We start from the raw sequence: 11687 nt of genomic DNA on the forward strand, positions 1-11687 counted from the left end.
CATTGAGCCTGCAGATCAAAAACAAGTTTTGAGTCAGAAATACCCTTAGTGTTATGATAATAAAATTGTTGGAAGTTGTCAAGTAGTTTTTTTTGTTTCTATTGAGTGGCTTTCTCTACTGTTGTCTACCAGCTTTCTGTGTAGTGGAAATTGGTATTAACAGTTGCAGTTTATGTCTCCCAGTGGTAAAATGATAGTCTGTGTACAATTTTAATATTATGATTAGCTTACTGTTTGTTGTGCTGTTGTTTTTTTGTGGTGGTGATGCACTTGCAAAACAGGAACCACGTCCAATAGCTGCAGACAGTCACATAAAAGTCATCAATTATAATCCACAGGCTATACATAAGTACACTGGTTTTTATGGTTACCAGTCGAGCATATTATTTGAGCCAGGTGAAGTAATACAAAACCTTTCAATGGGTGATCCAACTGGTTGGCAGCTTGTTCCTCAAGGTAACAGGTTATTTATCAAACCTATAGATGATATCGCTGACACTAACGCAACTGTAATTACTAACAAAAGAGTTTATTACTTTGAACTTCATGCTGAGGAAGCAACTGGATTGGATGATCCAAGATTAGCATATGAAGTAAGGTTTCTTTATCCACTATTCAATAGCGATGAAATTTACACAACCAACAACGGTGATATTCTCGAGCAAGCTAACCCCAACACTATTCCTGACATAAGTGATATTGAGGTTGTAAAGAAAGGCTTAAATTTTAATTATTCCATCTCACATGTAAAGGGTAGTGAGTCAATAATACCCGCTAAAGTCTTTGATGACGGAAAATTCACATATCTGCAATTTAATAAGACAAATTCTGATTTTCCAGCAGTCTTTATGGTTGATTCTGCAGGATATGAATCTCTAGTAAATTTCCGTACAGTTGATGATTATCTTATAATTGAAAGAGTGGGCTCGGTATTTACCTTAAGGAACGGATCAAGTACAGTCTGCTTGTTCAATGAAAGCATGCCTTTTAAAAAGGGTAAGTAGCTGTTAAAGGATATAGTGCCTCAGGTACAGCACTTTTCAGCATATATTGATTCAAACGGTTGTCATACCAACATTTCCATTAATCTTCAGTGTTGTACACGTTCTTTTCTTTTTCTAATCTCTCCTGCTCCTCAATACAATATATGGCAAGAGGATTGGCTTTAAGTCTTTCGACTCCTATTTCTTCCCCTGTTCCTTCGCAATAACCGTAGGTGCCTAATTTTATTTTTTCTAACGCCTCCTTAATTTTTTCCTTTCTGTCTTTTCTGCGCTGGATTAATTTTTCGCTTCCACTGTCTTCATCAGAATAATATGCACTATCCTCTAGTTCTTGCTTCTCCAGCTCAGCAAGCATCGATTGCAACTTTGAACTGAAATACTCTAACTGCTTTACGCTCATATATTCTTCGTCTTCTGAAGGAGTGTAATCTTCTGGTAATTTTATTTTTGGTAACTCTTCCATAACCTTACAACTAGATAATAAAACCTACATAATTTGCGAACAAGAAATTATACTACCTATAAGTAAACACTATAATTTATAATAAACATTTAAAGTCCTGGTATGATTGGTTTAATAAAAAAATTAGTAATCTATGGTAAGAACTTTACCCATATAATATCTGTTTTTATTGTAATGTTAAGCCTATCTTTGTTCACACTTGAAAATAACAGTGAACAAGAAGTTATGTTAACATTAACATGGATATGTGCTACATTTGCTTTACAAATCTCTACAAGTAACTTATTTGCTTCTGATTATCATGACGGAATATTAGAGCAAATTTTCATACAACCACTTTCTTCTAAGCTTATAATTACTTGTAAAATTTTTGCTCACTGGTTATCGTTCGGGTTACCGATTTCAGCGATTTCTTCCATATTCAGCTTTGTAGTTCTTGATAATAATATTGAATACTCAATAGCAGTAGGCTTATCTTTATTGCTTAGCACATTGATAGTAATCAATATTTCAGCTGTTGGAAATGCACTAATGATTGGTCGAAACAACTTAGTATCGGGAATGTCACAAATTCTTGTTTTGCCAATGATAATGCCGGTCTTCATATACTTTAAATTACTAGTTCAGCTTGAAAGCTTATCCTTGAATATTCACACGTTGCTTATTACTGCTTTTATTTTTGCTATTCTGACAGTCAATAGCATTATAGCTACTCATATGGCATTAAAATTTGCTGTAGAACAGGATTGAAGGCTTTACCATTATTTGAGATCTTTACCACCGACAAAGTCTAAACCTACTAAATACATTTCCGTAGACTCAGATCTACTTGATTTGGGTTTAAAGTATTTTACTGTTTTAAATATTTTTTTTAATTCGTTGTAAAAATCTTTATCGGACTCTCCTTGAAAAATTTTTACTACGAACTTGCCGCCATAATTTAAGAAGTGCTTTGCAAGATTCAATGCTGCTTCGCATAAAAGCATAATTCTAATATGATCCAACGATTTTAACCCACAGGATTCTGGGGCCATGTCAGATAAAATTACATCGAATTTTTGGTCTTTAAATTTGTTCCTCAAAATTTCAAGCTCATTTATATCACATTGTATATATTCTACTCCAGCAATTGTATTTACTGGTTTTATGTCAATGGCAACCACATTTGCTCCTTTCCGAGATGCAACTTGTGACCATCCACCTGGAGAAGCACCAAGATCAATGACTTTTTGCCCTTTTTGGAGTAATTTGAATTTATTATCTATTTCTATCAACTTGTATGCCGAGCGAGATCTGTAGCCACCCTTATTGGTTTTTTGTACGTACTTGTCATTTAAATGACGATGCAGCCACCTGGTTGAAGATAGTTTTCTGCCTTTGGCTGTTTTTACTCTAGTTTTTATTGTTAATACCCTACAAGAATCATTTATTACTGATTATGTCTTTTAGCTCTTTTTCAACTACTTCTTTTACCAATGTATGAAGATACTTATTTAGCCATTCCGACAACTGAGGTTTTAAAAGAGATGTGACTAATTCTTCAACAGTAAGACTTGCCCTTTTTTGTTGCTTGTGCTGTAGTTCACTTTGCATTCTTTCAAGTAACTCTTTAATCTCTTCCATATTCTCTTTTAAGATTAGATGGTCGTTATTTTGCGTTTGTAAGCTACTGTTATCCACTTTTTTATTGCTCATTTGGGTATTATGCTGCAAGTGAACCTCTTCTTTTTCCTCTAGATTGTGACTATGAATATTAAATTTGGTGTTATCGAAAACCATTTCCTTACCCTGAACGTTGTTGTTTTTTTCTTTATCCTCCTCTTTACTATCTTCTTCAGAATCTTCCAAGTATTCTTCTTCAAGATACAGAACATCATCATCCTCTTTTTCCTTCTCTACTTCATCACCACTTGCATTTTTACCCGATATGGCTTTTTTTATGTCTTCTAGGATATCTTTTACAGATTGATTGCTTTGTCCATCATTCATAACGCTAACACCATTAAATTTAGAGATTTATACTATTTATCATAAAAAGCAAATTATAAACACTAATTACATAGTTGCTTTTTGCTTCAACCAAGTCTGAACGTGCTTTGAATAGTGCATCTTCAGTATCCAAAAGTTCAGTTGTGCTTTTCAAATTTAAGTTGACTTCTTGCTCAACTCCTTCCAACGCTAAAGCTGCTGCTTTTTCGGCTTCGTGACTTGCCTTAATGACAGCCTTTGCTGTCAGAACGTTATTCCAAGCGTTCACAACCTCTTTTTCTATATTTTTTACTGTTTCATAATAATCGTAGGTAGATTTTTTTGCATCCATTTTAGCTTTGCCAATACCAAAAGCATTGATTCCTCTTTTAAAAATCGGGATATCGAGAGTGAAAACAATATTGACGTTGTCTAAAAGCGTATCAAAGCTAAAGCCTTCTCTAAAGCCTTTACTTGTGCTGAGATTTAAAGAGGGCAGCCACTTAGAAGTTTCAGCAATCACTTCCATTTTAGCTGCTCTTTTTTGATAAATCGCTGCTTTGAGAGATAAATTATTGGTTTTTGCTAATTGTAAGCATTCATTTAGCTTCGGAACAGAAGGTAACTTATCATTAGCTTCTGAGAGTTCATCAGGATCCTTACCAATTAAATGAAAGTAAGCAATGTTTGCCAATTTTAATTTACCTTCAGCATCAACTCTTTCCGATACCGAGGATGAAAACTTTGCTTTTGCTAATGAAACTTCAGCGTTGGTAACCTCTCCAAGAGAAAGGCGTTTTTTCATTGCTGACAAGTGCTCCAAAGAAACGCGTTCTTTGTGCTCTCTCAATTTTAATATTTCTGTTCTGCGTAGAACGTCAACGTATACTTTCACAGCGTTGAGCGCAATCTCTTGTTTTAACTGCTGAAACCGCATCTTTTCTACTTTGAGAAGATGACTTGATCGACTGAATGTGGCAAAAGTACCACCACCGTCCATTATTCTTTGATTTAATGTCAAGCTCCTTCCAAGGCCAAGTCTGCCACCGGTCTTATCCTCAAAACCAAATTTTTCGTTAAACCTATATTGCAAACTAATATCTGGCAGAAACCCAGTTAACCCGGCAGATTTTAGCTGTTTTTCTGCACTTTTGTATTGGTAGAATTGAGATTTTAGTTTTGAACTATTTTTAATAGCTTTACTTATAACTTCTTCGAGGTCAATTGCGTAACAACTTATAGCACTAAAAATGGCCGCAAGCGTAATAATCAACCGAAACATTCTACTCCTATATACATATTAGTTGCACACAGCTAAGTTACTAGCACAAATTGCTTTAATAATCAATAACTAATGTTGTTGACACTATTTAGAAATTAAGTGTATCATAGCTTACTATTTTATAATTTTAGATGATGAAAACTTTTTTCTTAAAAGAAAAACAAATCGATAAAAAATGGTTTGTCATAGATGCAGAAGGATTAGTAGTAGGGAGGCTTGCAGCATTTGTAGCGACGCTATTGCGTGGAAAACATAAACCTGAGTATACACCTCATATGGATTGTGGTGATAATGTAATTATCATCAATGCAGAAAAGGTGCATTTTACTGGAAAGAAACTTAAAGAGAAAATTTATTATAAGCATACAGGTTACCCTGGTGGTTTGAAAAGAACTACTCCAGATAACATTTTAAATGGTAAGTTTCCTGAGCGTGTAATAGAAATGGCAGTAAAAAGAATGCTTGATGATGGTCCTATGGCACGCAAACGTTTTGGGAATTTATATGTTTATTCTGGTCCAGAGCATAAGCATCAAGGACAGCAACCTGAAAAGATAGATTTTGCTTCCTTAAATCGTAAAAATAAAAAACAATGGAGTAAAAATGGAAAGTTCTGTAACAAATCAATCAGAAAAAACAACTAAACCAGTAATTGATTCGCTTGGTCGTTTATATGCTACAGGCCGAAGGAAGGAATCTGCAGCAAGAGTATGGATAAAGCCAGGAAGCGGGAAGTTTAGTGTTAATCAGAAAGACAAACTACTGGATTACTTTAAAAGGGAATCAGTGCGCCAAATGGTAAAAATGCCATTTATTGTAACATCTATGCTCGATAAGTATGATGTATTTGCTACGATAAAAGGTGGAGGGCTGTCTGGTCAAGCAGGTGCCTTAGCTCATGGAATAAGCAGAGCTTTAAGTAAAATAAGCCAAGACTTACATTCTATATTGCGCAAAAAAGGGTTCTTAACACGAGATTCACGTGTTGTTGAGCGTAAAAAATATGGTCAACACAAGGCTCGCAAGAAGTGTCAATTTTCTAAAAGGTAGTTATTTTTTTTATGGAACTTTTTGTTAAGCGTTATGCAAATATTAAAAAAAGTGTATGACATATTCTATTTTCGCGATAAATTTAGTTGACTATTGATATGAACGTAATATGCTGTTTGTGTGAATTTTTCAATATTAAGGTAATTTATGAGTAAAGAAGATATAGTAAAACAATTAAAAGAAGATTGTTCTTGTCAGAATATAAATATAACGAAGTCTGACTTGGGCAAGATTCATGATGCGTTTATAAAAATAATAAAAGATGAGCTAGATAGAGAAGGTGAAATACGTCTGCATGGGGTAGGTACATTCTCTACTGCTATAAGTCGGGAGAAACAATGTCGTAATCCTCAGAGTGGTGAGATCATGACTGTTCCTAAAAAGACAAGAGTGAAATTTAAAGCGAGCAAGACTCTTTTAACTGTTTTGAATGAAAAGGAAAAAGCAGTAGTTAGTTAGAGATTATCGTTTTCATTGTTTTTACTACGCTGTGTAAGCCGTAAAATATAGCTTCGCTGATTAAAGAGTGGCCTATATTAAGAGCTGAAATGTGAGGTGTTTCTTTTATTCTTTTAGCGTGTGTATAGGTTATCCCATGTCCTGCGTGGCATTCTATTCCTAATTTATTGATATATCCTGCAGCATTAGTAATTGATTGTAATTTTTCCTCTGATGGATTATCGCAGTAATCTCCTGTATGAATTTCTATTATGTCAGGCTTTCTTTCTAGCTTTTCAAGATATTTTAGTTGATTGATATTTGGATTGATAAACAGTGAAACCTTTATACCAATGCTATGCATCTCCTCTATTATACTAGAGAGTTTGCTGTACATGTTAATTATATCCAAGCCACCTTCTGTTGTCAATTCTTCTCTTTTTTCTGGTACTATATTAATCGAATAGGGTTTTACCTTTTTTGTTATTCCAAGCATTTCTTCTGTAGCTGCAATTTCAAGGTTTAGCTCAGTTTCAATGTTTTTTTTCAGATTAAACACATCTTCATCTTTAATATGTCTTCTGTCTTCTCGTAAGTGCACGATGATAAAATCTGCTCCCGCATCAATGGCTATTTCTGCTGCTTTCAATGGATCTGGGTAAGAAGTTCTGCGTGCGTTGCGGAGGGTTGCAACGTGATCGATGTTAACGCCTAGTTTCATAATCCACCTCAAAGATTGTTTATAAATTATACATGTTATTAGGTCTTTTACACAGTCATTTTTTGACTCTCTGATAACGAAAGTTAGCATAATCTTTATGCTTAAGAAATTTACTAAATGAGAAAAAAAAGCAAAAGAAGCCCTGGTCAATACCTGTTCAAAAATATTGGCATCTTTTGAACCTTAAACGCTGCAATTTAGCTGCCTTTAAACCGCAACTAACCTTAGCTTAATGTTTAAGAAATTTACTAAGCAGAAAAAAAGACAAAAGAAATCCCGTGGTAGAAGTTGCTCACTCTCTAATCCTGCAAATTGGCGTACTATACTGTCTTAAACGACTTATAAGCGCGTTTCAGCTTGTATAGGGAAAAACCTAGGAGTCTAGGTGAAATTAATAAAGACATAAGGTGCACATAGTGCAAAAAATTAAACATAAGACGCCAACCGTGATACTTTCGTCGTTTAATCTGCACAGATTGAAGCTAAATGAATAGCTTCAATTCTATTATAAGGGTAACAACGAAGGTTGTCAAGTAAATTTTGCATCTAATCCGTTTCTATGCTACTTGGATGACATTGAAAATAGGATTACTTTGTACAATTACTTAGATATTCCCTGCTCCCTGGCTTGGTTACAGGCAGTTTTCTCAATTCTTCAGGAAGCTCTGATCCGCTATAGTTTTTGATATTCAGCTCAAGCAAAGATATAACAGGAAAAGGCAATTTTGCTTCACTATTCCTCTTGATTAGAGCAGCTTCAGCAACGGCTTTACCCCCCTTCCTTTCTGCACATTCCACTGCTTCTAGTGAAGATTTGCCCGTGGTTATCACATCTTCAATCAGTAATATTTTCTCACCCTTTTTGATCTCAAATCCGTGGCGCAATTCAAACTTGCCATTAACGCGCTCGCAAAACATCGTCCTGATTCCAAGCTGCCTGCCAATCTCATAACCCACGATTATTCCACCAATTGCGGGAGATAGTATTAAATCTATTGGACTACTTAGCTCTTTTCTTATCTTATTTGCCAATAGCTCGCAAACTTTCATGGCTCTGCTTGGATTCTCAAAAATCTTAGCACATTGTATATATGTATCGCTATGCAGCCCTGATGACAGGACAAAATGTCCGTGCAAAATCGCTCCAGCTTCCTCAAATTCCTTCATTATTGGATCATCTTTGTCTAACATCGTTTTTTAAGTTTCACCCTTACACTCTTTATTGATTATTTGAGTTACGCAAACATCAGACCACACATTTATTGCAGTTTCACACATATCGATGATCGTGTAAATAGGCAAAATCAGCCCCATAATATACAAAGGAACGTTCATTGATACAAGATAACTAGTTGCCATAAAATAGCATCCCATCGGCACTCCAGCGTTGCCAATTGCAGCCCCTGTGGCTAAAAAAATCCATATAAACATTTCGCTTAAGGAAAATGTGTACCCATTCATCTCCGCAACAAACATTACTGTAATCAAAATAAACGCAGCACATGCGTTCATATTGACTGTTGTACATATTGGTAAAATAAAGGACGACAATTTCTTTGGCACTTTTAGCTTATTTTGCACACAGTCTATGGTTGTCGGCAGTGTTGCACTGGATGATTTAGAAAAAAACGCAAGTGTGAGTGCAGGCATAACTCCTCTTAGCGTCTGAATTGGTGATATGCCTTTATACCACATAAGTAGCGGTAAAACTAGAAACGCTTGCACGAAATTTGCAGACATTATACAGGCAAAATACCACAAAAGACTATAGAGCTCGCTGCCACCTTTTAACTCGTGCAAAAAACACGTGATAAAGGACCATACAGCGAGTGGAATAAACTTCAGTAGCCCTTGAGCAATTTTAAGTAACGTATCAAAAAGTGCAGAAAACACTTGATGTAATATATCCTGTTTTTCTCTTGAGAGTGAAATAACAGCTCCACCCATTAAAAAAGCGATCAATATGCTGCCAATAACGTTATTTTCAAGAAAGACTTGCACAAAATTTGAAGGAATGAGTGATTTCAAGTATGAAAAGTAGTTGTGATTGCTGTCACTTACGTTTTCTATCGTGTTATTTATGAAATTTTTTCTCACTGGATCCATAAGTAAATAAAAAGATAGCGCAACAAACGCAGCTATAATAGTTGTAAGTAGCGTATAGAATAGTGTTTTCTTAAGTAAAATTTTAATTCCAATTGAGTCTTTAAGACCTGAAATTGTAGACACTATGGATAGAAAAACTAAAGGTAAACTGATTAATTTGAGCAAGCTGATGAATATATCGCTAAATAGCTTTGCTACTTCAAATATCACTTCATTGTTCAAATAGTACGCAACTATTGCAAGCAGTATAGAAAAAAGTATCGCAAACCTACGCATTGGAAATAAAACTTAAAAGTAACATTATACAACAATTTCGTTGTTTTGAAACAGATTGATAGGCAAAATAACTTGACAAATAATTAATAATAAATTAATATTTTATTAATAAGCATCTTAAAGGAGAATCATGAGTATAGAAACACTTGAAGTAATAACATTTTTTGCGGGAGTAACATTAGCAGTAGGTGGGATAATAGGGTGTATTACAGGTCTTATTGGTTCTGCGCTAGGTTTTACAGCTTTTTTGCCCATTGTTTTAGGCAGCGCCATTATCGCCTCTGCAGCATTATCCTCTACATTAATTTTTTGGTTACTTTCTTTCACGTTATATAAAGCAGGTCACAAAGAGCTACTTGGGTCATGGAGCTTATCACATATTTCTAGCATAGCAATTGGAGTTGGCCTTGCTGCATCTGTGAATACAGTTTCCCTTGGTGTGGTGTCAACAACTGGAATAGGTATAATAATAGGAATCGTTATACCTATTTTGGCCTGCGTTGCAGGAGAATTTATAAAGGCTACAGTTGAAGTAGTAAAGGAATACCTTTCCTCGCAGGAAAAGAACAGTGATACTCACACTATAGAAGAATCTGATAAACCTAGTAATACTCTTGAATCGGTTGATCCTTCAGAAATTAAAGATGAAGATAAGAATTTAGTGGCTGCTAAAACTTAAAGCACCAACTTCTTCGGATCTACGCACAACTCTATCAGAAGTTTTGTAACTGTGATCGCAGAGAACATTGAGCATAAGATGCCTATTGACAAAGTAACAGAGAAGCCTCTTATCGCCCCGCTGCCAATGGCAAACATTATCCCAGCAGCAATTAGTGTGGTGAGATTTGAATCGAGGATTGTCTTTATTGCGTTTCTAAAACCCTCTTCAATGGCACGAACTGTTCTTTTTCCTGATTTCATTTCTTCGCGAATGCGTTCGAATATCAAAACATTTGCATCCACCGACATACCAACAGTTAGCGCAATGCCGGCAATTCCAGGTAAAGTCAGAGTTGCCTCAAGTAGGGTAAGAATTAATAGTATAGAAATTACATTAAAAAGCAGTGCAACAGAGGCCAATAAGCCTAACTTGCCGTAAATAATAATTATAAATAAAGCAACAGCTACGATAGAGACTATCGCTGCTATTTCTCCTGCTTTTATTGACTCTTCTCCAAGGCTTGGACCGATATTTTTCTCTTCTATTATTTTAAGCGGTGCTGGCAATGCGCCAGATTTTAGGAGTATTGCAAGCTCACTCGCTTGTTTCTCAGTGAAATTACCACTAATTTCTCCCTCTCCATTTAGGATTGGTTCGCGTATTGTTGGCACAGTGAGAACTGTGTTATCGAGAACAATTGCAAAGGGTTTTCCTATATTTTCCTTAGTGATTTTTGCGAATCTCTTACTTGCTATGCTGTCAAATTTAAAATGTACCGTGGGTTTACCAAGCGAACCGAATCTAACTGACGCGTTAACCAGCGAATCACCGCCTATTTCAGTCTTGCGGAATATTGGATAAGAGTTGCCTAAAGAATCCTTGAGTATGACAGTAGTTTCATGGTCTATATCCTGCATTTTGGCCACATTAGTGTTTGCCAAGTGAAAAGCTAGCTTAGCAGTTTTGCCAAGCAGAGATTTTATTTGCTCGGTGTCTTCTACTCCAGGCACTTGAACTAATATCTTGTTCTGCCCTTGTTTTTGCACGCTTACTTCCCTCGTACCAAGCTTATCCAGGCGTCTTTGGACGTTATTTATCGACTCTGAAACTACTTCATTGATTAGAGAATTCTTATAATGAGGCTTATATGAAATGAAAACCGAAGAATCCTTCCTGTTTAGCTCTAAATTTGGGTTTATTTTATGAACTAGCGTTGAAACTTTCTTATAGTCATCAGTATTATTCAATGTTACAATTACTTGTTTATCGCTTCGTACGCGAGATTCGATGTTTTTTGCTAGCAGGCTTTCTTTTATTTCATCGGCTAACATACTCAATTTTTCTTTGAAGTAAGAATCCAAATCTACATTAAGAAGCAGAGATGACCCACCTTTCAGGTCAAGCCCTAGGTTTATTCTCTTTTTTGAAACAAGAAGCTTATTATCAAAGAAATTCGGCAGTATTACGTATAAAGCAAGGAGAAGGATACACAGTACCGAAAAAGATTTGATTATAAGCCTATTGCGCATAAGTTGTAGGTTTAAAATTGTAGTGTAAGTTAAAAATGGATTTTTGTAAAACTCTCTAAATAACCTACGGTGTCACCCAAGTAGTTCACAGAAACAGAGTCAAAAAAACTACTTGACAACCTTCACCAGTCCCATTATCATAGTATTGAAGCTATTTGTTTAACTTCCCAATCTGTACAGGTTAAAATG

At 35.4% G+C, this 11687-nt stretch carries 14 protein-coding genes; 6 read left to right on the top strand and 8 right to left on the bottom strand.

Features of this window, described 5'->3' with window-relative positions:
* Nucleotides 1-218 precede the first annotated feature (218 nt).
* Complete coding sequence (gene virB9, locus DM84_RS01835; RefSeq protein ID WP_250778022.1) at nt 219-1004, top strand: P-type conjugative transfer protein VirB9; 786 nt, start codon at nt 219-221, stop codon at nt 1002-1004.
* Nucleotides 1005-1083: 79 nt separating this feature from the next.
* Here virB9 and DM84_RS01840 read toward each other — a convergent pair whose 3' ends face one another.
* A complete protein-coding gene (locus DM84_RS01840) occupies nt 1084-1467 on the bottom strand; it encodes a TraR/DksA family transcriptional regulator (protein WP_250778024.1) in 384 nt (127 codons plus the stop codon).
* Between the two features lie 102 nt (nt 1468-1569).
* Here DM84_RS01840 and DM84_RS01845 point away from each other — a divergent pair, with 102 nt between their 5' ends.
* Nucleotides 1570-2217: a heme exporter protein CcmB gene (locus tag DM84_RS01845; RefSeq protein WP_250778026.1), complete on the top strand. Its 648-nt coding sequence runs from the start codon at nt 1570-1572 to the stop codon at nt 2215-2217.
* An 11-nt stretch (nt 2218-2228) separates the two neighbouring features.
* On the opposite strand, the gene DM84_RS01850 is transcribed toward DM84_RS01845, so the two are convergent.
* The 3 genes from DM84_RS01850 to DM84_RS01860 form a co-directional block, all read right to left on the bottom strand.
* Nucleotides 2229-2816, bottom strand: coding sequence for an RlmE family RNA methyltransferase (locus DM84_RS01850; protein ID WP_250778039.1), 588 nt, complete (start codon nt 2814-2816; stop codon nt 2229-2231).
* Nucleotides 2817-2889: 73 nt separating this feature from the next.
* The gene (locus DM84_RS01855; RefSeq protein WP_250778027.1) at nt 2890-3456 is read right to left on the bottom strand and encodes a PopZ family protein; all 567 of its coding nucleotides are present in this window, start codon (nt 3454-3456) and stop codon (nt 2890-2892) included.
* A gap of 19 nt (nt 3457-3475) precedes the next feature.
* Nucleotides 3476-4717, bottom strand: coding sequence for a TolC family protein (locus tag DM84_RS01860; protein WP_250778028.1), 1242 nt, complete (start codon nt 4715-4717; stop codon nt 3476-3478).
* Between the two features lie 134 nt (nt 4718-4851).
* On the opposite strand from DM84_RS01860, the gene rplM reads away from it, so the two are divergent.
* From rplM to DM84_RS01875, 3 genes are all read left to right on the top strand, one after another.
* Nucleotides 4852-5361, top strand: a complete 510-nt coding sequence (rplM, locus tag DM84_RS01865) for a 50S ribosomal protein L13 (RefSeq protein ID WP_250778029.1) — start codon at nt 4852-4854, stop codon at nt 5359-5361.
* Nucleotides 5321-5767, top strand: coding sequence for a 30S ribosomal protein S9 (gene rpsI, locus DM84_RS01870; RefSeq protein ID WP_250778030.1), 447 nt, complete (start codon nt 5321-5323; stop codon nt 5765-5767). Before rplM ends, rpsI begins: the two co-directional genes overlap by 41 nt.
* Before the next feature lie 147 nt (nt 5768-5914).
* Nucleotides 5915-6226: an HU family DNA-binding protein gene (locus DM84_RS01875; protein WP_250778031.1), complete on the top strand. Its 312-nt coding sequence runs from the start codon at nt 5915-5917 to the stop codon at nt 6224-6226.
* Here the strand turns inward: DM84_RS01875 and DM84_RS01880 are convergent.
* From DM84_RS01880 to DM84_RS01890, 3 genes are all read right to left on the bottom strand, one after another.
* Nucleotides 6219-6926: a pyridoxine 5'-phosphate synthase gene (locus DM84_RS01880; protein ID WP_250778032.1), complete on the bottom strand. Its 708-nt coding sequence runs from the start codon at nt 6924-6926 to the stop codon at nt 6219-6221. The two genes, DM84_RS01875 and DM84_RS01880, sit on opposite strands and share 8 nt — an antisense overlap.
* 588 nt (nt 6927-7514) lie before the next feature.
* Entirely contained in the window at nt 7515-8117 is a 603-nt protein-coding gene (gene pyrE / locus DM84_RS01885) for an orotate phosphoribosyltransferase (protein ID WP_250778033.1), read from the bottom strand.
* A gap of 6 nt (nt 8118-8123) precedes the next feature.
* Entirely contained in the window at nt 8124-9308 is a 1185-nt protein-coding gene (locus DM84_RS01890; protein WP_250778035.1) for a dicarboxylate/amino acid:cation symporter, read from the bottom strand.
* 130 nt (nt 9309-9438) lie between these two features.
* Between DM84_RS01890 and DM84_RS01895 the strand changes: the two genes are divergently transcribed.
* Nucleotides 9439-9987 (top strand): hypothetical protein, encoded by a 549-nt coding sequence (locus DM84_RS01895; protein WP_250778037.1) that lies wholly within the window; start codon nt 9439-9441, stop codon nt 9985-9987.
* Here the strand turns inward: DM84_RS01895 and secD are convergent.
* A complete protein-coding gene (gene secD / locus DM84_RS01900; protein ID WP_250778038.1) occupies nt 9984-11498 on the bottom strand; it encodes a protein translocase subunit SecD in 1515 nt (504 codons plus the stop codon). The genes DM84_RS01895 and secD overlap by 4 nt on opposite strands.
* Nucleotides 11499-11687 lie beyond the last annotated feature (189 nt).

Source organism: Wolbachia pipientis (genome assembly GCF_023661085.1).
Taxonomy (GTDB): domain Bacteria; phylum Pseudomonadota; class Alphaproteobacteria; order Rickettsiales; family Anaplasmataceae; genus Wolbachia.